The organism is Yoonia ponticola, from assembly GCF_014199395.1.
GTDB classification, from domain to species: domain Bacteria; phylum Pseudomonadota; class Alphaproteobacteria; order Rhodobacterales; family Rhodobacteraceae; genus Yoonia; species Yoonia ponticola.
Genome location: NZ_JACIJM010000007.1, coordinates 79,393 through 105,073, shown reverse-complemented (window position 1 = coordinate 105,073; position 25,681 = coordinate 79,393). Strand labels below are relative to the sequence as shown.

At 55.7% G+C, this 25,681-nt stretch carries 26 protein-coding genes; 16 read left to right on the top strand and 10 right to left on the bottom strand.

The genetic code is table 11. The annotated features are described in order from the left end of the window. On the bottom strand, window positions 1–2,181 hold the full coding sequence (locus tag FHS72_RS12985) for a transglycosylase domain-containing protein (protein WP_183529814.1): 2,181 nt from the start codon (window positions 2,179–2,181) through the stop codon (window positions 1–3). 262 nt (window positions 2,182–2,443) lie between these two features. Between FHS72_RS12985 and FHS72_RS12980 the strand changes: the two genes are divergently transcribed. The 5 genes from FHS72_RS12980 (at window position 2,444) to FHS72_RS12960 (ending at window position 7,299) form a co-directional block, all read left to right on the top strand. Next, entirely contained in the window at window positions 2,444–2,782 is a 339-nt protein-coding gene (locus FHS72_RS12980) for a P-II family nitrogen regulator (RefSeq protein WP_183529812.1), read from the top strand. A gap of 14 nt (window positions 2,783–2,796) precedes the next feature. Further along, window positions 2,797–4,116: an ammonium transporter gene (locus tag FHS72_RS12975; protein ID WP_183529810.1), complete on the top strand. Its 1,320-nt coding sequence runs from the start codon at window positions 2,797–2,799 to the stop codon at window positions 4,114–4,116. A 253-nt stretch (window positions 4,117–4,369) separates the two neighbouring features. After that, a complete protein-coding gene (gene dgcN / locus FHS72_RS12970) occupies window positions 4,370–5,371 on the top strand; it encodes an N-acetyltransferase DgcN (RefSeq protein WP_183529808.1) in 1,002 nt (333 codons plus the stop codon). A gap of 96 nt (window positions 5,372–5,467) precedes the next feature. After that, window positions 5,468–6,433, top strand: coding sequence for an N-acetyl-D-Glu racemase DgcA (gene dgcA / locus FHS72_RS12965; protein ID WP_183529807.1), 966 nt, complete (start codon window positions 5,468–5,470; stop codon window positions 6,431–6,433). A 5-nt stretch (window positions 6,434–6,438) separates the two neighbouring features. After that, entirely contained in the window at window positions 6,439–7,299 is an 861-nt protein-coding gene (locus FHS72_RS12960; protein ID WP_183529805.1) for a D-amino-acid transaminase, read from the top strand. Between the two features lie 6 nt (window positions 7,300–7,305). Here the strand turns inward: FHS72_RS12960 and FHS72_RS12955 are convergent, their stop codons facing one another. Beyond that, window positions 7,306–7,605, bottom strand: a complete 300-nt coding sequence (locus FHS72_RS12955; protein WP_183529803.1) for a DUF1244 domain-containing protein — start codon at window positions 7,603–7,605, stop codon at window positions 7,306–7,308. A 233-nt stretch (window positions 7,606–7,838) separates the two neighbouring features. On the opposite strand from FHS72_RS12955, the gene pyk reads away from it, so the two are divergent. The 9 genes from pyk (at window position 7,839) to FHS72_RS12910 (ending at window position 15,404) form a co-directional block, all read left to right on the top strand. Further along, a complete protein-coding gene (pyk, locus tag FHS72_RS12950) occupies window positions 7,839–9,287 on the top strand; it encodes a pyruvate kinase (protein WP_183529800.1) in 1,449 nt (482 codons plus the stop codon). Between the two features lie 34 nt (window positions 9,288–9,321). Beyond that, window positions 9,322–9,546, top strand: a complete 225-nt coding sequence (locus FHS72_RS12945) for a hypothetical protein (RefSeq protein WP_183529798.1) — start codon at window positions 9,322–9,324, stop codon at window positions 9,544–9,546. A gap of 138 nt (window positions 9,547–9,684) precedes the next feature. Then, window positions 9,685–9,885 (top strand): 50S ribosomal protein L35, encoded by a 201-nt coding sequence (gene rpmI, locus FHS72_RS12940; protein ID WP_183529796.1) that lies wholly within the window; start codon window positions 9,685–9,687, stop codon window positions 9,883–9,885. An 18-nt stretch (window positions 9,886–9,903) separates the two neighbouring features. After that, on the top strand, window positions 9,904–10,266 hold the full coding sequence (rplT, locus tag FHS72_RS12935) for a 50S ribosomal protein L20 (RefSeq protein ID WP_183529794.1): 363 nt from the start codon (window positions 9,904–9,906) through the stop codon (window positions 10,264–10,266). Window positions 10,267–10,421: 155 nt separating this feature from the next. Continuing rightward, entirely contained in the window at window positions 10,422–11,495 is a 1,074-nt protein-coding gene (gene pheS / locus FHS72_RS12930; protein ID WP_183529792.1) for a phenylalanine--tRNA ligase subunit alpha, read from the top strand. Beyond that, the gene (locus FHS72_RS12925; RefSeq protein WP_183529790.1) at window positions 11,492–11,800 is read left to right on the top strand and encodes a hypothetical protein; all 309 of its coding nucleotides are present in this window, start codon (window positions 11,492–11,494) and stop codon (window positions 11,798–11,800) included. Before pheS ends, FHS72_RS12925 begins: the two co-directional genes overlap by 4 nt. 161 nt (window positions 11,801–11,961) lie before the next feature. Further along, window positions 11,962–12,387 carry an ASCH domain-containing protein gene (locus FHS72_RS12920; RefSeq protein WP_183529788.1) on the top strand — a complete coding sequence of 142 codons (426 nt, stop codon included), beginning with the start codon at window positions 11,962–11,964 and terminating at the stop codon, window positions 12,385–12,387. 109 nt (window positions 12,388–12,496) lie between these two features. Continuing rightward, the gene (gene pheT / locus FHS72_RS12915; RefSeq protein WP_183529786.1) at window positions 12,497–14,890 is read left to right on the top strand and encodes a phenylalanine--tRNA ligase subunit beta; all 2,394 of its coding nucleotides are present in this window, start codon (window positions 12,497–12,499) and stop codon (window positions 14,888–14,890) included. A gap of 70 nt (window positions 14,891–14,960) precedes the next feature. Beyond that, window positions 14,961–15,404 (top strand): YtoQ family protein, encoded by a 444-nt coding sequence (locus tag FHS72_RS12910; protein ID WP_183529784.1) that lies wholly within the window; start codon window positions 14,961–14,963, stop codon window positions 15,402–15,404. Here FHS72_RS12910 and FHS72_RS12905 read toward each other — a convergent pair. Beyond that, on the bottom strand, window positions 15,401–16,102 hold the full coding sequence (locus FHS72_RS12905) for a glutathione S-transferase family protein (protein WP_183529782.1): 702 nt from the start codon (window positions 16,100–16,102) through the stop codon (window positions 15,401–15,403). The two genes, FHS72_RS12910 and FHS72_RS12905, sit on opposite strands and share 4 nt — an antisense overlap. Before the next feature lie 157 nt (window positions 16,103–16,259). On the opposite strand from FHS72_RS12905, the gene mscL reads away from it, so the two are divergent. After that, on the top strand, window positions 16,260–16,673 hold the full coding sequence (gene mscL / locus FHS72_RS12900; protein WP_183529780.1) for a large conductance mechanosensitive channel protein MscL: 414 nt from the start codon (window positions 16,260–16,262) through the stop codon (window positions 16,671–16,673). Window positions 16,674–16,729: 56 nt separating this feature from the next. On the opposite strand, the gene ald is transcribed toward mscL, so the two are convergent. Further along, the gene (ald, locus tag FHS72_RS12895) at window positions 16,730–17,848 is read right to left on the bottom strand and encodes an alanine dehydrogenase (RefSeq protein WP_183529778.1); all 1,119 of its coding nucleotides are present in this window, start codon (window positions 17,846–17,848) and stop codon (window positions 16,730–16,732) included. A gap of 135 nt (window positions 17,849–17,983) precedes the next feature. Here ald and FHS72_RS12890 point away from each other — a divergent pair, with 135 nt between their 5' ends. Beyond that, window positions 17,984–18,442, top strand: a complete 459-nt coding sequence (locus tag FHS72_RS12890; protein ID WP_183529776.1) for an Lrp/AsnC ligand binding domain-containing protein — start codon at window positions 17,984–17,986, stop codon at window positions 18,440–18,442. Between the two features lie 6 nt (window positions 18,443–18,448). Here the strand turns inward: FHS72_RS12890 and FHS72_RS12885 are convergent, their stop codons facing one another. The 6 genes from FHS72_RS12885 to iolD form a co-directional block, all read right to left on the bottom strand. Further along, window positions 18,449–19,831, bottom strand: coding sequence for a serine/threonine protein kinase (locus FHS72_RS12885; protein WP_183529774.1), 1,383 nt, complete (start codon window positions 19,829–19,831; stop codon window positions 18,449–18,451). A 129-nt stretch (window positions 19,832–19,960) separates the two neighbouring features. Continuing rightward, window positions 19,961–20,947 carry an inositol 2-dehydrogenase gene (gene iolG, locus FHS72_RS12880; RefSeq protein ID WP_183529772.1) on the bottom strand — a complete coding sequence of 329 codons (987 nt, stop codon included), beginning with the start codon at window positions 20,945–20,947 and terminating at the stop codon, window positions 19,961–19,963. Window positions 20,948–20,951: 4 nt separating this feature from the next. Further along, window positions 20,952–21,794 carry a class II fructose-bisphosphate aldolase gene (locus FHS72_RS12875; RefSeq protein WP_183529770.1) on the bottom strand — a complete coding sequence of 281 codons (843 nt, stop codon included), beginning with the start codon at window positions 21,792–21,794 and terminating at the stop codon, window positions 20,952–20,954. A gap of 126 nt (window positions 21,795–21,920) precedes the next feature. Further along, window positions 21,921–22,763: a 5-deoxy-glucuronate isomerase gene (locus FHS72_RS12870; RefSeq protein ID WP_183529768.1), complete on the bottom strand. Its 843-nt coding sequence runs from the start codon at window positions 22,761–22,763 to the stop codon at window positions 21,921–21,923. 3 nt (window positions 22,764–22,766) lie between these two features. Beyond that, complete coding sequence (gene iolC / locus FHS72_RS12865) at window positions 22,767–23,762, bottom strand: 5-dehydro-2-deoxygluconokinase (RefSeq protein ID WP_183529766.1); 996 nt, start codon at window positions 23,760–23,762, stop codon at window positions 22,767–22,769. A gap of 1 nt (window position 23,763) precedes the next feature. Beyond that, the gene (gene iolD, locus FHS72_RS12860; RefSeq protein ID WP_183529764.1) at window positions 23,764–25,626 is read right to left on the bottom strand and encodes a 3D-(3,5/4)-trihydroxycyclohexane-1,2-dione acylhydrolase (decyclizing); all 1,863 of its coding nucleotides are present in this window, start codon (window positions 25,624–25,626) and stop codon (window positions 23,764–23,766) included. Window positions 25,627–25,681 lie beyond the last annotated feature (55 nt).

Here is a 25,681-nt window from a genome sequence, read left to right as displayed (position 1 = left end):
CTAGTTGGCGTTGTTCAGGATATTGTTCAACACATCCAAGATCGCACCGTCATTGGGCGAGTTCGGGGCGTCTGGGGATGCAGGTGATGCGGGGGCAGGGGCCTCGACACCAGGTTGGAAATTCGGGTCACTGCGCCGCAACCCGTCACCCGGTTCTTGCATCGGTAATGGCACGGGCTGCTGGTTCGCCAAAATCCGTGTCATGGTTTCGCGCCAGATATCAGCAGGCAAACCGCCGCCAGTCACACCAGCCAACGGGCTGTTGTCGTCGTAGCCCATCCAAACGCCCGTCACATAATCGCCAGTAAAGCCGATAAACCACGCATCACGCGCGGATTGCGTTGTGCCTGTCTTACCAGCGATCTGCCAACCGGGGATTTTTGCACGCGCACCCGTGCCACGTTCGACAACTTGGTTCATCATCCACGTGAGTTCACGCGCAGCACGTTCACGGATCACCCGATCACGGATACCACCGCCAAGACCCATCAACGGCTCGGCTTCACCCTGCAAGCGCAGTTCAACCAACCCGTAAGGATCAACCGACGAGCCACCGTTCAAGATACCAGCATAAGCGCCCGTCATTTCGATCAAGGTGCTTTCCGACACGCCCAGCGCAAGCGCGGGCCCATCGGCCATATCGCTTTCAATGCCGAACCCTTCGGCGACTTGCCGCACAATATCGCGGCCCACGTTTTCCGACAGGATCACGGCGGGGATGTTGCGGCTCTCGACAAGTGATTGCAACAGCGTCACCGGACCCTTGAATTGGCGGTCATAGTTTTGCGGGCACCAGTTGCCCGAGCCGGGTGTCGACCAGCACATATCGGTGTCGTTCACGTAGTCGTTCGGCGAGAAATCCATCTCCAACGCGGCCGCAAAGATGAACGGTTTGAACGCCGATCCGGGTTGCCTACGGGCTTGGATCGCGCGGTTAAAATCACCGACGTTTGGTGCCTCGCGCCCACCGACCATGGCACGGACAGCACCATCTGCGGACATGACGACAATCGCGGCTTCTGCTTCTGATCCTTCACGGACCTTGTTTTCAAAGATCCATTCCAATGCGTCTTCGGCGCTGGCTTGGATGTCTTGGTCAAAGGTCGTGCGGATGTTCACGTCTTCGGTGGTGTTGCGGGTAAAGAATTCTGGTCCCGACGCCATGACCCAATCGGCAAAATAGCCGCCCGTGTCTTGTTTCGCCGCTGACGACAGCGTGGCGGGATTTGTACGGGCGTCTTCGGCCAATTCTGGCGACAGGCGCTCTTGGACCTCCATCAAGCCGATCACGACATTTGCGCGTTGCTGGGCTGCTTCTAGGTTGCGTGTCGGTGCGCGGGATGACGGAGCAGGCAGCAAGCTGGACAGCATCGCGGCCTCAGCAGGGCGCAACTCAGCGGCTGATTTGCCGAAATACCGTTCTGATGCGGCCTCGAAACCACGAGACCCGGCACCCAGATAGGCGCGGTTCAGGTAGATCGTCAGGATTTCGTTCTTGGTATAGGCCGCTTCCATGCCCATCGCATAAACCGCCTCTTTGACCTTGCGCCAAAGTGTGGTGCGGCGGCAGTCGGCCTCGTAAGCAGCCTCTGAATCCCAGTCAGTCGGATTGTAAGGCACGCCAAGGCATAGCAGTTTCGCAACCTGTTGGGTGATGGTTGAGCCGCCGTTGCCAGACAACGGGCCGCGACCCGCGCGCAAGTTGATCCGCACAGCAGAGGCGACACCGCGCGGCGATACGCCAAAGTGCGTGTAAAACCGCTTATCCTCGGATGCCACAACGGCATTCACCAGATGTGGGCTGACCGTTTCAGTCGTAATCATCCCGCCGAACTGGTCGCCGCGCCACGCAAATGTCTCGCCTGTGCGGTCTTGTAATGTAACCGAACCGCGTGCGCGGCCATCAATCAGGCTTTCGGCAGGGGGCAGATTAGAGGCGTAATAATAGACGCCAAGGCCCGTCATCGTGGCGACAATCGCGGTGCCACCCCAAATCAAACGCCAAATTGCGCGGAAAATACCGCCGATAAAAGCAGTCAGTAGACCAATCAGGCCGCGCCTTTTTACGGGTGCGCGCTTTGCCTTTCGGGGTTTACGTGCTGGGGCTGCCTTTTTCGGGGCTGCCGCGCCATATCGTTTCTCAGCGACCAATGGGTCGCGATTTTTGTTGTTTCCGCTCATGTATCGCCTGCACCGCTTCGGTATCTTTGAGGCATCATAACGACACTGGCAGGGAATGTAGAGCGCCCAGATTAACCGGTGGCTGATTTATGTTCTGCCTAAAAAACAGACGGCAATGCGTGATTGTGCAAAAAATGTGCAACATGGCTGGTTTGAGGTCACAAAATCCAGCCGGAATCGTTGTTCCTTGGTCCTTGATGCCGCCCCTTAGGCTCACAGCCGCAAATTGGCGGCATTGGAAGACACGACAAGGGGACCCCTCGTGAAACTGATCATTGCAACAATCAAACCCTTTAAACTGGAAGAGGTCCGCGAGGCGCTGACTGGAATCGGTGTACGCGGGATGATGGTATCTGAAATCAAAGGCTTCGGCGCACAATCTGGCCACACGGAAATTTACCGTGGCGCTGAATATGCCGTGAACTTTGTTCCAAAAGTGAAACTTGAAATCGTCGTGCAAGACAGCATGGCCGAGCAAGTGGTTTCGACCATCGCAACAACAGCCAAGACCGACAAAATCGGCGACGGCAAAATCTTTACGCTTGATGTGGAAGCCGCAATGCGCGTCCGCACTGGCGAACTCAACGACGACGCTATCTAAGGGACACGGGACAGATGAAATTCACCAAAACATTATTTGCGGGGGCAGCATTGGCAGCATTGCCAACCTTCGCTTTCGCCCAAGAAGCCGCAGCGCCGGGGTTCGATGAAATCGGCCCTTACATCATGACAACATTGTTGTTCTTGGTTGCTGGCTTCCTCGTGTTCTTCATGGCCGCAGGTTTTGCGATGCTCGAAGCGGGCCTCGTGCGCGGCAAAAACGTTGCCATGCAGTTGACCAAAAACATTGCGTTGTTCGGTTTTGCGTCCATCGCATACTGGCTCATCGGCTTTAACCTGATGTACCCGGGCGACGCATGGATCATCCCGGGCTGGGTTGGACCATTCTTTGCAGTCACATCGCTAGAACCAGTTGGTCTCGACGCCGCTGACGCCGCACTTGATTACGCATCCGTTGCATCCGACTTCTTCTTCCAGTTGATGTTTGTTGCCGCAACTGCGTCCATCGTATCCGGCGCACTTGCCGAGCGTATCAAACTGTGGCCGTTCTTGGCATTCGTTGTTGTGCTGACTGGCGTGATGTACCCAATTTCGGGTTCATGGCAGTGGGGCGGCGGCTGGTTGTCCGAAATCGGCTTCTCTGACTTCGCCGGTTCTACAATTGTACACTCTGTTGGTGGCTGGGCTGCTTTGGCTGGTGCGCTGATCCTTGGGCCACGTATCGGTAAATACAAAGATGGCCGCACAATCCCAATGCCAGGTTCTAACCTTGCACTTGCAACACTGGGTACGTTCATCCTGTGGCTCGGTTGGTTCGGCTTTAACGGTGGTTCACAGCTTGCTGCGGGTACTGTTGGCGACATCACTGACATTGGCCGTATCTTTGCGAACACAAACATGGCTGCGGCTGCCGGTGCGATCGCTGCACTCTGCCTGACACAGATCATGTACAAAAAGGTCGACCTGACGATGGTGTTGAACGGCGCGCTTGCTGGTCTGGTGTCCATCACGGCTGAACCACTTGCACCGTCCTTGTTCGGCGCTTTGCTGACTGGTGCTGTTGGTGGTGTGATCGTGGTCTTCACTGTGCCGTTGCTTGATAAGCTGAAAATCGACGATGTTGTTGGTGCGATCCCTGTTCACCTCTGTGCAGGTATCTGGGGTACTCTTGCGGTTGCTTTCTACACAGGCAACTGGGGCGCACAGATCACGGGTATCGTAGCTTACGGCGCATTCACATTCGTCGCCGCCGGTGTCGTTTGGTTCATCCTGAAAGCAACAGTAGGCATCCGTGTCAGCGAAGAAGCAGAGATCAACGGTCTCGACATGGCTGAGTTGGGCATGGAAGCTTACCCAGAGTTCAACAAAGGCTAATCCTCGACCTCCTCTCAACCCTAGAGGTTTAGCAAAATTGACCCGGGCGCCACACGCGCCCGGGTCTTTGTTTTTGGGGGATATGTGTTCGGTGCCGCCTGACGTGCGCTGAATTATTGCTAAGGATCGCCAAAAGGCGAAGATTTATTCGACAAATAACTGCAATCATGGCGTTATCACGAAAGACATTGCGCGGCCTTTCGTGCATTGTCCCATTCAAACACGAATCCACTTTCATCTGCGGAGCGACTACATGATCCAGACCCCATATCTCTTGTTTTTAGGCGACGCCCCTGACGGTCTTGCAGCCAAAGTTGCGCAAGGCATCAACGACTGGCGTCCTGAAAACGCGGTCGGCCAATTCCGTATGGAAGGCTGCGGCGCGGACCTCGGTATCGCAAATATGACGCTGGAAGAAGGCATTGCTGCTGGGGCCAAAACGCTGGTTATCGGTGTTGCCAACCGTGGCGGCGTGATCTCTGACGCGTGGAAAGAAATCTTGGTCAAGGCACTGACGCTTGGCTACGATATTGCCTCCGGCCTGCACAACTTGCTGCGCGACGAAAAAGAACTGATGTCAGCGGCACGCGTCCACGGTCAGACATTGTTCGACGTGCGTATTCCATCCGTTGCCTACCCGATCGCAAACGGCAAAAAGCGGACAGGCAAACGCTGCTTGGCAGTCGGGACCGATTGTTCCGTGGGTAAAATGTACACTGGGTTGTGCATGGACACTGAAATGCAAAAGCGTGGCATGAAATCCACATTCCGTCCAACTGGCCAAACAGGTATCCTGATCACTGGCGGCGGTGTGCCTCTTGATGCGGTCATCGCTGACTTTATGGCGGGTGCGGTTGAATACCTGACGCCAGACAACGACGCGGATCACTGGGATCACATCGAAGGGCAGGGCAGCTTGTTCCACGTATCCTATTCCGGCGTGACGATGGCCCTGATCCATGGCGGCCAGCCCGACGCGATTGTTCTGGCGCACGAACCAACGCGGACGCACATGCGCGGCTTGCCTGATTATCAGCTGCCAACACTCGAAGCGTTGCGCGACATGGTACTGCCGATCGCACGGATAGCCAACCCGGATTGCCAGATCGTTGGTGTGTCTGTGAATACGCAAAAACTGAACGAAGAAGATGCCAAAGCGTGCCTTGCGGATATTGAGACACGCATGGGTCTGCCAGCAACTGATCCGTTCCGGTTTGGTGCCGAAAAGCTGGTGGATGCTCTCGAAGCGATCTAAACCTCTGCGAAGGGGGGGCGAATTTTCTAGAAAATTCGTTTGGGGGCCAGCCCCCAATCCCCCGGGATATAGAGAAAGCCAAAGAAGCAGGGCGTTATGGATATTCAAGTCACGAGAGATGTGTTTCAACTGGCGCAGGTGTTTACCATCAGCCGTGGATCACGAACGCAAGCCGAAGTTTTGACCGTGCGGGTCGCGGATGGTGGTCATGTTGGCGTTGGGGAATGTGTCCCTTATGCGCGGTATGTCGAAAGTCTGGATAGTGTGACGGCCGAGATTATGGGGCTGCCGCGCGATCTGACGCGGGACGCCTTGCAGGACCTGTTGCCTGCTGGTGCTGCGCGGAATGCTGTGGATTGTGCGATGTGGGATTTGGCGGCTAAGCAGTCTGGCAAGCGCATTTGGGATTTGTTGGGCGTCGCCGCACCGCGTCCTGAGATCACCGCTTATACGTTGTCGCTGGATACGCCCGAAAAGATGCAGGTGCAGGCCGCACAGAATGCTCACCGACCATTGTTAAAGATCAAGCTGGGCACGCCGGATGATATGGCGCGGCTTGAGGCCGTGCGCCGTGGTGCGCCTGCCTCGCGGATCATTGTCGATGCGAATGAAGGTTGGACCGCAGAGGTTTACGCCGATCTTGCCCCGCACTTGTTGCGTCTTGGCGTGCAGATGGTCGAGCAGCCGTTGCCTGCGGGCGATGATGATATGCTTGCGGAAATCGCACGCCCACTGCCTGTCTGTGCGGATGAGGCATGCCATGATCGCACGTCGTTGCCCAAGCTGAAGGGCAAATACGACATGGTGAATATCAAGTTGGATAAAACCGGCGGGCTGACCGAGGCGCTTGCACTCAAGGAAGACGCTATCGCCCAAGGCTACGACGTTATGGTCGGCTGCATGGTCGGATCGTCGCTTGCCATGGCCCCTGCAGTGCTTTTGGCGCAAGGCGTTGCGTTTACCGATCTTGACGGCCCGCTCTTGTTGGCCGAAGACCGTGATGAACCTTTGAAATTTGATGATGCCGGGGTCCATGCACCTGCGGCGGCCTTATGGGGATAACACCGATGCGCACAGTATATTTGAACGGCGAATATGTACCTGAAAACGAAGCGCAGGTGTCGATTTTCGACCGTGGTTTCCTGATGGCGGACGGTGTTTACGAGGTCACGTCGGTTCTGGGCGGTAAGCTGATCGATTTTGCAGGCCATGCGAAACGGCTCGAGCGGTCATTGGGCGAATTGGACATTCAAAAACCCGCAGCCTTTGACGATCTGCTGGACATTCACCGCGAGTTGGTGACACGCAACGACATCACCGACGGCATGATCTACCTGCAAATCACACGCGGCGCACCAGATGACCGCGACTTTGTTTACCCTGATCCAGAGACCACCAAGCCGACTGTCGTGCTGTTCACACAGAACAAGCCAGGTCTGGCTGATAGCCCGGCTGCTAAGGTCGGCATCAAGGTTATCTCTATCGAAGACCAGCGCTGGGCGCGCCGCGACATCAAGACCGTGCAACTGCTTTACCCGTCGATGGCAAAGATGGCCGCGAAAGCAGCTGGCAAAGACGATGCGTGGATGGTTGAGGACGGTATGGTGACCGAAGGATCATCCAACAACGCCTATATCGTCAAAGGCAACACGATCATCACACGTCACCTCGGCAATGAAATCTTGCACGGGATCACCCGCGCTGCTGTGCTGCGGTTCGCCCGTGAGGCACAGATGACGGTCGAAGAGCGCAGCTTTACCATCGCGGAAGCCCAAGAGGCGGACGAGGCGTTTATCACGTCTGCGTCGACCTTCGTGATGCCTGTGGTTGAAATCGACGATAAGCAGATCGGTGACGGCAAGCCCGGTTCAATCGCCCCGCGCTTGCGTGAAATTTACCTCGATGAAAGCCGTAAAGTCGCGATCTAGCTCCGATTACGTCGTCGGGTGGCTCTCTGAAAATGCAGCCTTGGCGGCGTCTGTCGCCTCGGTCTGGTGTTTTTCACGCCACTCGGCGAAGGGCATCCCGTAAAACGCCTCGCGGCCTGCCTCTTTGTCCATCTCGATGCCGCGCTCGTTTGCTGCCTCTTGATACCAGCGACTCAGGCAGTTGCGACAGAATCCCGCAAGGTTCATCATGTCGATGTTTTGGGCATCGGGGCGGTCTGTCAGCAGATGCTGTTGCAGACGGCGAAATGCTGCGGCTTCGATTTCGATACGGGTTTGGTCGTCCATGGTGATCCCTTCCAAAGGCTGATTTTGCTCAATATTGGTGTAATTTCCGGCACCTACAAGGGTAGACCAGCCCGATCACGGCCGATTGACCAGTGTGATGGGCCGATAACAGTCATACAGGTTTCATCAAATTGCGATGCAGTACAGTTGTGACGTCGGGGGTTTTGCGTAATAAGGGATGCAACCGGTGTTAACGCTAACGCCAGCATAGTTGAAGCATAAGGATCACCTGTATGAGACGTCACCGTAATGTCAAAATCGTAGCTACTTTGGGGCCAGCGTCCAATGACTACGCGATGATCCGCAAGCTTGTCGAAGCGGGCGCTGATGTGTTCCGCCTGAACATGTCTCATGGCGATCACGCTGAAATCAAAGTCCGCCACGAGATCATCCGTCAGGTCGAAAAAGACCTGAATAGCCCGATTGGCATTCTTGCCGACCTTCAGGGACCGAAACTGCGGGTTGGTGTTTTCGCGAATGACGAAGGCGTTGACCTTATTCCGGGCGCTGATTTCCGTCTCGACCTCAGTGACGAGCCGGGCGACGTGAACCGCGTTCAACTGCCGCACACCGAGATTTTCGACGCGCTTGAGCCAGGTGCGCATCTGCTTGTAAACGATGGTAAAATCAAGCTTCGGGTCAAAGACTGCGGTGCGAAATTTGCCAATTGCGAAGTCATCGTCGGTGGCGTGATTTCCAACCGCAAAGGCGTGAACGTGCCTGATGTGACGCTGCCTTTGGCGGCCTTGTCACCGAAAGATTTGAAAGACCTCGAATTCGTTTGCGAACTGGGTGTGGACTGGTTGGCGCTGTCATTCGTGCAACGTGCTGCTGACGTCGAAGAGGCGCGTAAACTGTGCAATGGTCGCGCTGCGATCCTGTCCAAAATCGAGAAACCAAACGCGGTCAAAGCCTTTGACGAGATCCTCGCGGTCTCCGACGGTATCATGGTTGCGCGTGGCGATTTGGGTGTCGAGCTGCCTGTGCAAAACGTACCGCCAATCCAGAAACGCTTGATCCGTGAATGCCGTGCAGCGGCGAAACCGGTCATCGTGGCGACACAGATGCTCGAATCAATGATCGATTCGCCAATGCCAACACGTGCCGAAGTGTCCGATGTCGCAACTGCGATCTACGAAGGCACCGATGCGATCATGTTGTCCGCTGAATCCGCAGCAGGGTCTTACCCCGTTGAGGCCGTCACCACGATGAGCAATGTCGCAGCCGAAGTCGAAGCAGACCCAGCCTACACTGACGTTATCGAGGCAACACGCAGAACCAGCGGCAAAACAGTCGCCGACGGTATCGTGTCCGCTGCCCGTGAAATCGCGGAAACAACGGACGTCAAAGCGATCTGCTGCTTCACGCAATCCGGCACAACTGCTGCTCTGGTTGCCCGCGAACGTCCGCGCGTGCCGATCGTTGCGATGACCAGCGCCATTGAAATCGCGCGCCGCCTTTGCCTGACATGGGGCACCAACTGCGTGGTCACAGGCAATGTGACGCGGTTTAAAGAAGCCGTGATCGCCGCTGTGCGTGCTGCCAAATCCGAAGATCTGGCCGACGAGAGCGATATGGTCGTCGTGACTGCGGGTGTGCCGTTCAACACACCTGGCACCACGAACATCCTGCGGGTTGCACCTTGTTCAGAAAAGTTGATTTTCGCATCTGATGCGGATTAAGCTGCCCTAAGCGTACAATCGCAGGGGTAAAGGCATGGATTCAGACGTTATATTTGTGGTGGGCGTTGTGATCACCGTGCTGTCCATTCCTGCGATTGTGTCCGCCTTTTCGGACAGTAGATCACCGCGCGTGTCGGCGATTGTGGTCCTGATCGGTGCTTTGATGATCGGATACGCGGTCAACACAAAGCCCGGTGCGTATAATTTTGAAACTTTGCCGGACGTCTTCGTCAGTGTGGTCGGCAAGATCATCAACTAAATCGCAAGCGCGGGTCGGTTTTGCCCACTTAACGCTTGCTTTTCGCGCCTCCCAGACCTAATGAAGCGCTTCCACCCGTGCGACCGGCCTATCTGGCATGCCGAGTCGTGCGTTCACCGAACTCAAGAGGAGACGGAAATGCCTAAGATGAAGACAAAATCGAGCTGCAAAAAGCGGTTCAAGACGACGGCATCTGGCCGTGTCGTAGCAGCCCAAGCGGGCAAGCAACACGGCATGATCAAACGCTCAAACAAGTTCCTTCGTAACGCTCGTGGCACAACCACATTGAGCAAAGCTGATGAAGGTATCGTTAAATCAATGATGCCTTACGCACGTTAATTTAGAGGGAATTGAGATATGCGCGTTAAAGGTGGTACAGTCACACATCGTCGTCACAAAAAAGTTCTCGACGCTGCCAAAGGTTATTATGACCGTCGTTCCAAGACTTTCAAAGTCGCGAAACAGGCCGTCGAAAAAGCAAACCAGTACGCTACTCGCGACCGGCACAACCGCAAGCGGAATTTCCGCGCGTTGTGGATCCAACGGATCAACGCTGGTGTACGGTCAATCGACGAAACACTGAACTATTCCAAGTTCATCAATGGCCTCGTTCTGGCTGGCATCGAAGTCGACCGCAAGGTTCTGGCTGACTTGGCAGTCAACGAACCAGATGCATTTGCGACAATCGTCGGCAAAGCAAAAGACGCATTGGCTGCTTAAGCCTCTCGTCGTTTAGAATACGAAAGGGCCGTCCATTGGGGCGGCCCTTTTGCGTTCGTAACAGCGCTATGCGGACCCGCGACCCTGCCAGACCAATGCTTGCAACCGCGCCCCCCATTCACTAACACCGCATCAACCCATTCAAGAGGCGCGCCATGGACGATCTCAAATCCAAATACCTGACCCTGATTGCCGATGCTGGCGACGAAAACTCTCTCGAAGACCTGCGCGTGCAGGCGCTTGGCAAAAAGGGCGAGATTTCTTTGCAGATGCGCGAACTGGGCAAAATGACGCCAGAGGAACGCAAAACAGCGGGCCCTGCGTTGAATGCGCTGAAAGACGAGATCAACAGCGCCTTGGTCGCGAAAAAATCCGGCCTGCAAGATGCAGCGCTCGATGAACGCCTGCGGTCCGAATGGCTCGACGTGACGCTGCCCTCGCGCAATCGTCCGGCTGGCACGATCCACCCGATTTCCCAAGTCACCGACGAAGTTACCGCAATTTTCGCTGACATGGGCTTTGCCGTCGCTGAAGGCCCCCAGATCGAATCCGACTGGTACAACTTTGACGCGCTGAACATCCCCGGCCACCATCCTGCACGGGCCGAGATGGACACGTTCTACACGCACCGCGCCGAAGGCGACAACCGCCCGCCGCACGTTCTGCGCACACACACATCGCCCGTGCAAATCCGGTCCCTCGAAGCAAACGGCGCACCGATCCGCATCATCTGTCCGGGCCGCGTCTACCGCGCCGACTACGACCAAACGCACACGCCTATGTTTAACCAAGTCGAAGGCCTCGCCATCGACAAAGACATTTCAATGGCGAACCTAAAGTGGGTTCTTGAAGAATTCGTTAAGGCGTTCTTTGAAGTTGACGACGTCGAACTCCGTTTCCGCGCCAGCCACTTCCCGTTCACGGAACCCTCAGCCGAGGTCGACATCCGCTGTTCATGGGAAGGCGGCACGCTGAAAGTCGGTGAAGGCGACGACTGGCTCGAAATTCTCGGCTCAGGCATGGTGCACCCCAAAGTGCTGACAGCAGCAGGCGTCGATCCATCCGTCTACCAAGGCTTCGCCTTCGGCGTCGGCATCGACCGCATCGCCATGCTCAAATACGGCATCCCCGACCTGCGCGCGTTCTTTGACAGCGACCTGCGTTGGCTGCGGCACTACGGATTTAGATCGCTTGACGTACCAACATTGGATGGTGGTTTGAGTAGGTGAGTGACTTCAAAGTAACTGCAAATAATATGAAATTGGCAAAGATCAGGGCCAAGGAGCTTCGACCTGATTTAGCTAAGTTCGAAAATGTTTCCGCTGAAGAAGAGGGAATGAAAGCCGGTGGATTTGCTTTGATCCCCATACTTTTGTTGATGTTCTTTCCCGATTCGCACGTTGGTAACAGCGCCGGTATTGTTGTTCTGATCGTAGCTGCTGCGCGTTGGGCCTACATTAAAAAACAACAAAGAAAACTATTTGAAATCGAAATGCGGGAATTGGACGTTTTAGAGTCTATAAAGACAATCTGATCTCCCGCCGGGCAGCGCCCGGACCTCCCCCATGGGGGGCGCTTTACGCAACGCCTCGCCAATTGCACCCGTTCAATATATTATCAAGAAAATCGCGCTTCCGATAACCTCCCCGAGGTCCGTGCGCGGCCCTCCTGTCTCGCATCCAAAGGACGTCCCTAATGGCTGAAACCGAAGAACTCCAAAACACATACCCCGGCGCTGGCACCTTCCAATTCGGCGACTCCGCTGAAATGTGCGAACGCCTGATCCAGCTTGTCCGCAAGGGCCGTAAAACCGCGACCTGTGGCGCGGCCAGTGACTTTGCTGACGAACCAGAGGCCATGCCTGTCGTCGGACGCTGCGACATCGCGGCCAACTGGGACGGCACACCCGCCCTCGTGATCCGCACCACAGCCGTCCACGAAATCCGGTTCTGCGACGTCCCAGAAGAACTCGCCCTGAAAGAAGGCGAAAACGACGCCCTCGTCGGCTGGCGCAAAGACCACAAAGCATTCTTCAAACGCAACGGCGGCTACGACCCCGAAATGCTTTTGATTTTCGAGGAATTCGAACTCGTCGAAGACCTCGATGGTCGGGCGCTGTAGCCCCCCTTCATTTCGCCCAAAACAACTCGCGCCGCAGGCTCCCGCACTTCCCCCTCGCGCGGCTTTGGGTTAGGACAAATGCAACACACCTGATGCACGGACGACCCTTATGAAATTCACGCTCTCATGGCTGAAATCACACCTCGACACTGACGCTTCTGTAGCGGACATCGCAGAGGCGTTGACCGACCTCGGCCTAGAGGTCGAAGGCATCGAAAACCCCATCGAAAAGCTGTCAGCCTTCACAATCGGCTACGTCGAAAGCGCGGAAAAACATCCCGATGCGGACAAGCTGAAAATCTGTCAGGTAGCCACCAAGAACGGGCCAACGCAAATCATCTGCGGCGCACCCAACGCACGTGAAGGCATCACCGTCGTCATCGCATCGCCAGGCACCTATGTGCCGGGTCTTGATATCACCATCGGCGTTGGCAAAATTCGGGGCGTTGAAAGCTTCGGCATGATGTGTTCCGAAAAAGAGATGGAACTGTCCGAAGAGCACGACGGCATCATCGAACTGCCATCGGGCGACGTGGGCCAGACCTACACCGATTGGTTGGCTGCGCATGACCCGTCCAAAGTTGACCCAGTGATCGAAATCGCGATCACGCCTAACCGCCCGGACGCGCTAGGCGTGCGTGGCATCGCGCGTGATTTGGCGGCGCGTGGCTTGGGCAAAATGAAACCGCGCGAGGTTGAAGTCATCCCTGCCGCGTTTGACACTGACCTGTCCATTTCCATCGACGACGACACGCGCGACGGCTGTCCTGTGTTCACAGGCCGCCTGATCAAAGGCGTGAAAAACGGCCCGTCGCCAGCATGGTTGCAAGACCTGCTGCGGGCGATTGGCTTGCGTCCGATTTCCTTCCTTGTCGATGTGACGAACTTTTTCACCCACGATCTGAACCGCCCCTTGCACGTCTTTGACGCGGATAAAGTGGCCGGAAATTTGAAGGTCCATCGTGCGGCTGGCGGTGAAACGCTGACAGCACTGGATGACAAAGAATACACGCTGCAAGCGGGCCAGATGGTTATTTCCGACGATAACGGCGTGCAAAGCATCGCTGGCATTATGGGCGGTCTCGACACAGGCTGCACGGCCGAGACGACCAATGTGATCGTCGAATCCGCCTATTGGGATCCGGTGCAAATCGCCTACGCGGGCCGTGCGCTCAAGATTAATTCCGACGCGCGCTACCGCTTCGAGCGCGGCATCGACCCGTCCTTCACACCCGAAGGGCTAGAGCATGCTGTGCGCATGATCGTCGATAACGCTGGCGGCGAAGCCTCGCAAATGATCGTTGCGGGCGCAGTCCCAGACGTGTCGCGGGCCTATAAACTGGACGCGAAACGGGTGATCTCGCTCGTCGGCATGGACATCCCCGAAAGCACACAGCGCCAGACCTTGACCGCCCTCGGTTTCCGCCTCGAAGGCGACATGGCGCATGTGCCGTCATGGCGTCCCGACGTGCAAGGCGAAGCCGATCTGGTCGAAGAGGTCGCACGGATCGCCTCCCTGACCAAACTGCAAGGCAAACCATTGCCGCGTATCGCAGGCGTGCCGAAACCTGTGCTGACACCGATGCAAATGCGATCTTCCGCAGCACGGCGCACAGCGGCGGCATTGGGATATAACGAATGCATCAGCTACGCGTTCATCGACAAACAAGCGGCCAGCTTGTTCGGCGGCGGTGACGACGCGACCATGCTCGAAAACCCGATCTCCAGCGATATGTCCCACATGCGCCCCGGTCTTTTGCCGGGTCTGTTACGGGCAGCAGCACGCAACCAAGCACGCGGTTTCGCGGACATGGCATTGTTCGAGATCGGACATGCCTTCCAAGGCGGCGAGCCGGGCGAACAGCACTTGCAGGTTGCGGGCATCCTGATCGGGCGGACCGGACCAAAAGACGTGTTGGGCGAATCCCGTGAGGTTGATGTCTATGACGCCAAAGCCGACGCCGAAGCGGTGCTGTCCGCGATTGGTGCGCCCGCCAAAGTGCAAATCTTGCGTGGCGGCGAAGGCTGGTGGCATCCGGGGCGTCACGGTCGGATTTGCCTTGGGCCGAAAAAGGTTCTGGGAGTGTTTGGTGAAATCCACCCGAAAATCCTGCGCGAGATGAACGTCAAAGGTCCGGCAGTCGGCTTTGTGATCTATCCAGAAGACGTGCCAGTGCCGAAGAAAAAATCAGCGACACGCCCCGCGCTGAAGTCGACAGATTTGCAAGCGGTAGAGCGCGACTTTGCTTTCGTCGTCGATGCAGAAGTCGAAGCGTTAACCTTGGTAAACGCAGCCGCAGGTGCTGACAAAGCGTTGATCACCGACGTGCGCGTCTTTGACGAATTCATCGGTGGTTCGCTGGGCGAGGGCAAAAAATCGCTTGCTGTGACGGTGCGTTTGCAACCCGTCGAGGCCACCCTGAAAGACAAAGAGATCGAAGCGGTCGCCGCGAAGATCGTGGAAAAAGTAACCAAAGCCACGGGCGGAACCTTGCGCGGTTAACGATTTTTCTAGAAAAATCGATGCCTCCGGCGGGGATTTAGAGAGAGTCAAAGAAACAAGGAATGTTGCGATGAAGGTCTATTTGTCAGGCGAAATTCATACGGATTGGCGCGATGAAATTATCGCAGGTGCTGGGTCGTTGGATATGACCTTTGAGGCGCCTGTAACGGATCACGCGGCATCCGATGATTGTGGTGTGGCGATCATGGGCGCGGAGCCTAATAAGTTTTGGCACGATCACAAAGGCTCTAAGCTGAACGCGATCCGCACCCGCCATGGCATTGAAAACGCTGACATCGTTGTTGTCCGCTTTGGCGAGGTATACAAGCAGTGGAACGCGGCGTTTGATGCAGGCATGGCTGCAGCGCTTGGTAAATCGCTGATCGTGATGCACGGCGCAGATCACCAGCATGCGTTGAAAGAAGTTGATGCTGCGGCGCTTGCCGTCGTGGAAACGCCGCAGCAGGTTGTTCAAATCCTGGAATATGTCGCCTCTGGCAAACTACCGTCCTAAGCAGCAGGGCGCGGCGGGATGTTAAGTCCGCGTGTAACTGCTGGACGCGCAAGGAAACGGTCCAAATAGACCGGGACGTTTTTGAGTTTTTCAAATTCAACGGCGTCCCGTGTGCCGTAGTAACTCAAGGCATTCAGCCAAGGTGCAATCGCCATATCCGCGATGGAATAATCGCCCGCGATCCAGTCTTTGCCCTCTAACGCACCATCCAGCACCGCTAGTAGGCGTTTGGATTCATCACGGTACTTGTTACGGGGCCGCGGGTCTTCGATATCTTTGCCAGCGAATTTATAATAAAAACCCATTTGACCAAACATCGGCCCAAGTCCACCCATCTGGAACATCAGCCATTTGGTAATCTCGGCCTTATCGGCGGCATTCGATCCAATGAACTTGCCGGATTTTTCGCCCAGATACAGCAGAATCGCACCGCTTTCCCACAATCCAATCGGGCCGTTTGGACCATTGGGATCAATAATCGCAGGGATTTTGTTGTTCGGGTTCAGTGACAAAAACTCGGGACTTCTGACATCTGTATCCGAAAGCGTGACCAAGTGCGGCTCGTAGCGCAGACCCATTTCCTCTAGTGCGATGGAAATCTTAACACCGTTGGGCGTCGGGAACGAAAACAGCTGGATCACGTTCGGGTCGGTCGGGGTCCATCGGGTCGTAATCGGAAAATCAGAGAGGTCTGCCATCACACAAGTCCTTATTTATTTGCGCTATCTGTTACATTTAGGGGGAACACCCCTGAATAAAACCCATAGCGTTATTGTGTTTTTACTCTACAGGTGTGCGCAAGCGCGCAATTGACATTAGATCAGCCGCGCTTGTGATTCAAATGTGGGGACTACAATGATCAACGAATTCAAAGATTTTATCGCCAAAGGCAATGTCATGGACATGGCTGTTGGTATCATCATCGGTGCAGCATTTACGGCGATTGTCACATCGCTTGTGGGCGACCTGATCAATCCAATCATCAGCCTGTTCACTGGCGGCGTTGATTTCTCGAACATGTTCGTGAACTTGGGCGGTGGTGATTACACAACAATCGCAGCAGCCGATGAAGCTGGCAGCGCGGTGTTCGCATACGGTCGCTTTATCATGGCAATCATCAACTTCCTGATTATCGCGTTCGTCGTGTTCATGCTTGTGAAAGCCGTGAACAAAGCAAAGGGCCCAGCGCCTGTTGAGGCTCCAGCAGCACCTGCTGGCCCAACACAAGAAGAACTGCTTGCCGAAATCTTGGTTCAGCTGAAGAAATAAGCGTCGCTTTACCGCGATACGATAAGGCCCGCACATATGTTGCGGGCCTTTTGCGTTTAAGCTTTGAGGGCTAGCTGCGGCGACAAAACGTCGATGCCCAGCGCCTTGCCCACAGCAAAGTAGGTCAGCTTGCCCGCGTGAACATTCAACCCGTTCAGCAGATGCGGATCGTCTTCACAGGCCTGACGCCACCCCTTATCGGCCAGCGCCAACATAAACGGCATTGTCGCGTTCCCTAGCGCGATGGTCGACGTGCGCGCCACAGCACCCGGCATGTTTGCAACGCAATAATGCATGATCCCATCGACCTCGTAGATCGGATCTTGGTGGGTCGTGGCCTTTGACGTCTCGAAACACCCGCCCTGATCAATCGCCACATCCACAAGCACAGCACCCTGCTTCATCTCGGACAGTTGCACCCGTGAAATCAGCTTGGGGGCTGCCGCACCCGGCACCAGCACAGCACCGATCACCATGTCAGCCTCGCGGACCAGATCAATCAGGTTGCCTGCACTCGCGTATGACGTCTTGAATGTCGGACCAAACACATCGTCCAGATAGCTGAGCCGCGCCAACGAACGGTCCAGCACCGTCACATCCGCACCCATACCTGCGGCGATCTTGGCCGCTTGCGTGCCAACAACACCGCCGCCAATCACCACAACACGGGCAGGGCCAACACCGGGCACGCCACCCATCAGCACACCGCGTCCGCCGTTCGCTTTTTGCAAAGTCCACGCGCCAACTTGCGGGGCCAGACGACCTGCGACCTCGGACATCGGGGCCAGCAATGGCAAACCGCCGCGATCATCGGTGACAGTCTCATACGCGATGCAGGTCGCACCGGACGCGATCAGGTCTTTGGTCTGCTCGGGGTCAGGGGCAAGGTGAAGGTAGGTGAACAGAATTTGCCCTTCGCGCAGCATTTTGCGTTCGACAGGTTGCGGTTCTTTCACCTTCACGATCATGTCGGCAGCCGCGAACACCTCTGCAGCCGTGCCCGCAATCTGCGCACCAGCGTCGGTATAATCAGCGTCAGTAAAGCCCGCGCCAATGCCGGCCCCTTCTTCGACAGTGACCGTGTGGCCGTGAACAACCGCTTCATGGGCGGCGTTCGGCGTCAAACCGACGCGAAATTCCTGAGGCTTAATCTCTTTAGGGCAACCGATGTGCATAGTGATTCTCCTTCTCTATAGTCTGATAGTCTGCCTGATTTCGCGCAATTGCTGCTGTAAAATCATTGCTTGTTAGCGTGATCACCCGTAAAAATGCGCGTGTTTACCATGTTTTAACGAAGGATCGTGCGCCCAGTGGATATTGACCAGATCGATCGACGAATCCTCGAAGTGCTTCAAAAGACCGGTCGCATGTCCAACGCCGAACTCTCAGAAATGGTAAACCTGTCCGCCTCGGCGTGTCATAGGCGTGTGCAACGCTTGGAAAAAGACGGGTTTATCCGAGACTACGTCGCCCTTTTGGATTCGCGCAAGGTCGGACGGCCCACGACAGTTTTTGTGGAAATCACGCTATCAGGGCAGGCAGACGAGGTGCTGGATGCGTTCGAAAAAGCAATCGCGCTGATCCCGGACGTGCTGGAATGTCACCTGATGGCGGGCACGGCGGATTATCTGCTCAAAGTCGTGGCGGGCGACACCGAAGATTTCGCCCGCATTCACCGCCGCTATCTCGCGACCCTTCCGGGCGTCGCGCAAATGCAGTCGTCGTTTGCATTGCGGACCGTGCGCAACACCACGGCGATGCCAGTTTAGATCGGCCTAAAGCCCCATCAGCCCTAGAACCATCTGTGGATTGCTCAACGCGAGGTAACAACCACCAAGCAGACCCAGAACCGCGCCAACGAGTTTAAAGTTAAACCGCTTTGCAACTTTTTCCGGCTCGTCCATGTCAAAGTCAGGATCGCGCGGAATCGCGGACATCGGCGGGATCGTCTTTTGACGACCAAATCGACCGCTGAATTTCGGTGCATCATCCAGCTCGATCGGGCGGTCACCACCGCTATTTTTGGTCTCTTCGTTGAATTCCTTGATCCAGTCGGCCACATCAACTGCGGTGTTTTCTTGCAGCATCTCCAACGGCGTTTTCTTCAATGCCGTGGGCGGAATCGTCAGCAAATCGTTGTTCGTCTGGGCAACAAGACTGGTTAACGTCATCCCTAGGCTTTCGTTCACCACAGGGCGTTCGTAATCTTCGACATGCGTATTATGCGGGTCGATCATCTCGATCCACGCACGTGCAGATTGGATTCGATCTTTCGGGGCGACGCGCATTGCTTTGTCGATAGCGGCAAGAAACGTGTCGTCATAATCAGGGAACGACCCCGACAGCGGCATACACGGATCAGCATTGCCCATCGCAATTTCAGACACACGTGTCTGGCTGTTTGTCGGGGCCTGACCGGAAATCAGGTGGTAGAACGTCGCAGCCAACGCATAAAGGTCACTGCTGGCGTTCTGGTTGCCGCCTGCAAAGTAGAATTCCTGCGGCGAATACCCGTCTTTGACGATCATCACAGTAGACACCGTGCGGGTCTTTTTGCTGGCCTCTTCGCGTGCAGCACCAAAGTCGATCAGGACCGGATTGCCCCATTTATCCAACAAGATATTATCCGGCGAAATATCACGGTGCAGCAAATCATGGGCGTGAACCAACTCGATCGCGTCCAAAATCTTGAACAAAATGTCCTTGATCTGGGTCGGCGTCAGGTTGCGATCTTCGTCGTCGATGATCTCTTTCAGATCGTCACCCTCGATCAGGTCCAGCGCCATGTAAGCGGTGTGATTGTCCTCAAAAACACGGTGAACAGCGACGATATTAGGGTGCCGCATTTTGGCAATGCTACGCGCCTCGCGCATGAACATTTCCACAATTGACCGATACTGATCCTCGTGGCTGGACGATCGGACCATGACGCTACTGTTGCTACGTCGATTGCAAAACGCTTCGGGGAAGCATTCTTTGATCACCACGGTGCGGTTCAGGCCAACGTCCTTGGCGAGATAGGTAATACCAAAACCGCCGTGACTGATGCGCCCCGTGATCTCGAACTCACCATTCAGCAGGGACACACCATCCGGCAAGCCCGGATCATCAGGCTTGTCGTTGCTGTAATTATCAATCGGTTGTGGCATCGCGGACATAATACACCGGTCAACACGTCAAACGGGACGCGCCCTTTGTTTGTGAAATCTTTGGACAGATAACACGCGGTGAATGTGTTCGATTTTAGACGAATTTGAGGAATCGTAACCGCGACCCCTCAAATCACCTTATACCGCGACAGGTTTGCCCGTTTGACAGCTCACTGTAGCCGCATCCGCGAGCATCTGCGCCTTTAATCCGTCATGGATCGTCGGAGTAACCGCCGTGCCGTCGTTCAGGCAAGCAACGAAATGCTCCATCTCGCGACGATACGCGCTCTCGTATCTCTCAAGAAAGAAATTCAGCGTCGGCGCGCGGCGATAGCCCGCTTCAGTTGCGACCTCGACGGTGTTTTCCAGATGATTTTCCGCCCGCAGCATTCCTTTTGCGCCATGCACTTCGATCCGTTGATCGTAGCCATATGTCGCGCGGCGCGAGTTGCTGATCTGGCAAATTTTGCCCGATGCCGTTTTCAACATCACACCGGCAGTATCCACATCACCCGCGTCGCCAATCGCAGGATCAACCAACGCAGAGCCATAAGCGACGACTTCAATCGGGTCTTCACCCAGCAAGAACCGCGCCATATCCAGATCGTGAATCATCATGTCGCGAAAGATGCCGCCCGACGATTTCACATAAGACAGCGGCGGCGGGGTAGGGTCGCGGGACAGGATCGTCACCATCTCGACATCGCCAACTTCGCCAGCACTGATGCGTGACTGCACATTGGCAAAGCTCGGATCAAAGCGGCGGTTAAACGCAGTCATAAACGGCACGCCAGCCTTTTCGACAACGGCGATCAATTCGCGAATACGGTCAGCGGACATATCCACGGGCTTTTCGCAAAAGATCGCTTTGCCAGCCTTGGCAGCGGCCATAATCAGGTCAAAATGGGTATCGGTGGGCGTGCCGACAACAACCGCATCGACGTCATCGGACGCCATAATCGTGTCGTTATCACGGACCTCTGCGCCCAGCGTCTTTGCCAGCTTTTCAGCCGTTTCAGGAAAGAAATCGGACACGGCGGTCACAGTCGCATTGTCCATTCCGCGAATGGTGCGGGCATGAACCTGACCAATACGGCCAGCGCCAAGAAGTGCAATTCGGATCATAGCATTAGCCTTTCAATTGAGGGGCAGCAAAGGCGCGTAAAACGGTTTCGGCTGCGGCCTGTACGGGGTCATGGGTTTCTTTAAGGATCGTATTACGGTCGAACCTGTCAGGATCGGCGTTTACAGCATTGCGCAACGCAGCACCGAAGGCCATGCGTAATTCGGTTCCGATGTTAAATTTGCACACGTTTGACGTGGTGGCGAGCAGCGTGCGCTGCTCAACAGGAACGCCCGATCCACCGTGAATAACCAGCGGAACTGTGGTCACAGCCTCAATCGCTTTGATCCGTTCCAGATCAAGCCCGCCGGATTTATCCTGCTGCAAATGCACGTTGCCAACAGACACAGCCATCGCATCAACGCCAGTTTCACCAGCAAAAATCGCGGCCTCTTGCGGGTCAGTGCCAGCCGACGCCTCGCCATTGTCGTAACCAACAAAACCAATCTCGCCCTCGCAAGAAATTCCCGCAGCATGGGCCATATCGGCGATCATCTTGGTCTCGGCAATATTGTCCCGTAATGGCTTGCGCGACCCGTCATACATCAACGAGGTGAAACCGCTATCCAACGCTTCTGAGCAATCGTCATAGGTGTAACCATGATCCAGATGGGCGACGACGGGGACCGACGCAGCCTCAGCCAAATGACGGAACATCTTGCCCAAAATCGGCAGCGGTGTGTGTTCGCGGCACCCAGGACCCGCTTGTAGGATCAGCGGACAGCCAAGGGTTTCTGCGGCAGCGACATAGGCACGCATATCTTCCCAACCTAGGGTGACAAGTCCGCCAACCGCGTAGCCTTTTTTGAGGGCGGGTTGCAGTACGTCTTTTAAGGTGACGAGAGGCATAGTTGATCCTTATGCGAAACATGTGCGGTGGCACCGATTTTTCTAGAAAAATCGTACGAATTTTCGCGAAAATTCGATGCCTCCGGCGGGGATTTAAGAGAGCCAAAGAAGCCGGAACGGCGTGGCCTATTTGAACTTTGCGATCATATCTTTGATGCCGGGAATGGTTTCGACTTGATACGCATGTGTCGGTTGGAAGAACTGCACGAGGCTGCGCTGCGACAGGCCGCCAAGGATCGTGAAGTAATACATCTCGTAGCCGGGCAGAACCGCGCAGGGGTGGTAGCCAGAATCGAGACAGATCGTTGATCCATCTACGATATGATACGCTTCGCCTGACTTGCCGTCTTCGCGTTGTAGCATTTGCACGCCAGAGCCGTGGTTCGGTTTGAAGCGGAAATTGTAGGTCTCGTCGTGGCGCGTTTCAATCGGCAGACGGTCCGTGTCGTGCTTGTGTGATGGAAAACCTGACCAGCCGCCTTGCCCAACTGTGAACAATTCGGACACCAAAAGGCGGCCCACTTTGTCGTGATATTTTGTGCCAAGGATGTGTTTGATTTTGCGATGGGTTTTTGTGTCGTCAGAGCCGTATTGCACTTTGTCCAACTCATCCGCGCGGACTGCAAACGCATCCAACACTTTGTCGTAACGCGCACCTGCGATGAACACTTCGGCCTCGTCGCTGGTGCAGACCATCGTGGTTTTTGCACCTGTTGGCACGTAAACACCTTCGGGTTCGCCGTCCCACACATCGACCACACGCAGCCCAAGGCCCGCGCATTTGAAGCCTTCGACGTCAACGTCAATCGTGCCGGTCGCAGGCACGATGCAGGTTTCATAGCCCGGCACCATGTATTCAAACGCCTGTCCTTTTTTCAACTTTACGATGTTGAAATAGTTCAGCGGCACTGTCGCATCGTCAATGTCGACGATAGGTTTGTTCTGGTTGTCAAACGGGGCGATATGCATGGGTTATCCTTCGGTTCTCGGGGATGAAGGCCCCGGATGTGTGTTCAAAAATTCAGTTAATTCAGCAGGGTAGGGCATCGCGGGCGCACAGCCTGGTTTGCCGACCACGATGGCCGCACAGGCAGAGCCGCGCAAAACGGCGTCTTCCAAATCGTAGCCATCGGCGATGGACGACAGCATGCCCGCCATGAAACTGTCACCAGCCCCCGTCGGTTTCAGCGCCGTGACGTTGTAGATGCCAGTGCGCAATTCCCCGTCTTTGGTGATCGTGACAGCGCCACGTTCACCCATTTTGTAGACGACGATTGTGGCGGTTGAGGCGGCCAGATCGCGGGCCTTATCAAGACCCTTTTCGATCCCGCCCGCCATGAACCCGAACTCTTCGTCATTGCCGATGATCACATCTGACATAGCGCCTGCACGCGACAGAACATCCGCCGCGACTTGCGGGCTTGGCCAACTGTAGGGCCGGTAATCCACGTCAAAGATGATCGGCAATCCGGCCTCGTGTGCCAGTTGAAACGCCTTGAATGCAGCGGTGCGTGATGGTTCTGCCGCAAATACTGTGCCAGCCGTGACCAACGCGCCAAAGCGTGTGTAATCAACCGCTTGCACGTCCGCATCGGTCATTTCAAAGTCGGCAGCCCCGTTGCGATAGATCACCGATTGGTGCCCCTTGATGCGCGATTCGTACAAGGCTAGCGAATTGCGTGCTTCGCCGCCCACTGTCGTTACATAGGTATCATCAACGCCGTATGTGTCGCGCAACATTGTCCGGCAGGTCCGGCCAACCGCGTCGTCCGACACAGACGTGACCAGCGCAGCCTGACCGCCCAGTTTCACGATACCGGCAGCGATATTCGCCGATGATCCGCCCATGTCTTTGGTGAACGCGGTGGCCTCTTCGATCCCGATGCCGACCTCAGTCGGAAACAAGTCCAAGCCCACGCGCCCAACCACAACAAAGTTGTTCTTTTTGATCCCGCCGAACACATCCATATCAGAGACCTTTGCGCTGTTTATGACGATCGGCTTCTTGCTCGATATGCTTTTCGCGAACCTTGTCGGACGTGGTGATGTGCGGCGTGCCGACTTCCCACCATGCGTGACCTTCGGTCGTCCAGCCCTCGTAGGGATCGACGTTCATCACGATCACCGATGTGTTCGTCGCGGCCTTTGCGCGTTTGAACGCTTCGCCCAATTCAGCAGGGTTGGACACGGTTTCCGCGTTCGCACCCATGGCGCGCGCATGTGCCTCAAAGTCCACGCCCACTTGGTTCACAGCAGTCGGCGTATCCGCGATCAGGTTGTTAAAGCTCTCGTTGCCAGTGTTGTTTTGCAGTTTGTTAATCACCGCAAAGCCACCGTTATCCAGCACGCAGATGATTAGTTTTTTACCTGTCAGAACCGCAGAATAGATGTCCGAGTTCATCAGCATATACGACCCGTCACCTGTGAAGATCACAGTATCCGCATCCGGCTCTTTCTCGGCCTGCGCGATCCGCGCACCCCAGCCGCCAGCGATCTCGTAGCCCATGCAGGAAAAGCCGAATTCAACGTCGACAGTCCCGATATCCAGCGTTTTCCAGTTCGCTGTCACCTCGGCAGGCAAGCCGCCAGCCGCCGCAACAACGCGGTCACGTGGGTCCATCAGATCGTTCACAACGCCAATCGCTTGGGCATAGGAATTCGGGCGATTGCCAGGTTTGCAGTTCTCGGCAACATAGGCGTCCCACTTGGCCCGCTCTTCTTGCGCAAAGGCGGTCCAGTCTGTGGGCGCTTTGTAGTCGGTATCCATCGACGCCAAACAAATCGCAGCATCCCCGACGACGGTCAGCGACATATGTTTCGCGGCATCATGTCGGCCGACGTTAATGCCAACAATCTTGGCGTCATGCGCAAATGCGGTCCACGATCCTGTCGTGAAATCCTGCAAACGTGTCCCGACCGCCAAAATCACATCAGCCTTTTCGGCGATGGTATTTGCCGAATCCGATCCAGTGACCCCAATCGGACCACAGTTCAGCGGATGGTCGTTTGTCATATTCGCACGACCTGCAATCGTCTCAACCACGGGAATTCCCGTTGCATCCGCAAAGGCGGTCAGTTCAGCGACCGCACCGGAATACTGCACGCCACCACCGGCGATAATCATCGGGCGCTTGGCTGTTTTCAGCAGTGCAACCGCGTCGATAACTTCCTCCATATCAGGGGCTTGGCGGCGAATGCGGTGGACGCGCTTTTCGAAAAACGCTTCCGGATAGTCATAGGTCCAGCCCTGCACATCCTGCGGCAAACCAATAAACGCGGGCCCGCAGTCTGCCGGATCTAGCATCGTGTTCAACGCGGCTGGCAGTGAATTCATGACCTGTGCCGGATGCGTGATTCGGTCCCAGAACCGCGACACAGCTTTGAACGCATCATTCACACCCAACGTCGGGTTTCCGAAATGCTCTAGTTGCTGCAAAACCGGATCGGGCAAACGCGTCAGAAACGCATCGCCGCACAACAACAACATCGGCAAACGGTTCGCATGGGCCAGCGCCGCAGAGGTCAGCAAATTCGCCGTGCCTGGTCCCGCAGACGCCGAGGCAAACATGAACCGACGCCGCAAATGATACTTTGCATATGCCGCCGCAGCAAAGCCCATGCCCTGTTCATTTTGCCCACGATACACGGGCAGTTCGTCGCGGTGATTATACAGCGCCTCGCCCAAACATGTGACGTTGCCGTGGCCGAAAATGCCAAAACCTCCACCACATACACGGGTCTCGACCCCGTCGATTTCGATGTATTGCGCGGCCAGCCAGCGAATGATCGCTTGGGCCGTGGTGAGTGTCACAGTTTTGTTTTCGATAGTCATGCGTTTCGCCCATTGACGGTAATTCGATTCTTAGGTTACTCATTTTGCAACCGGT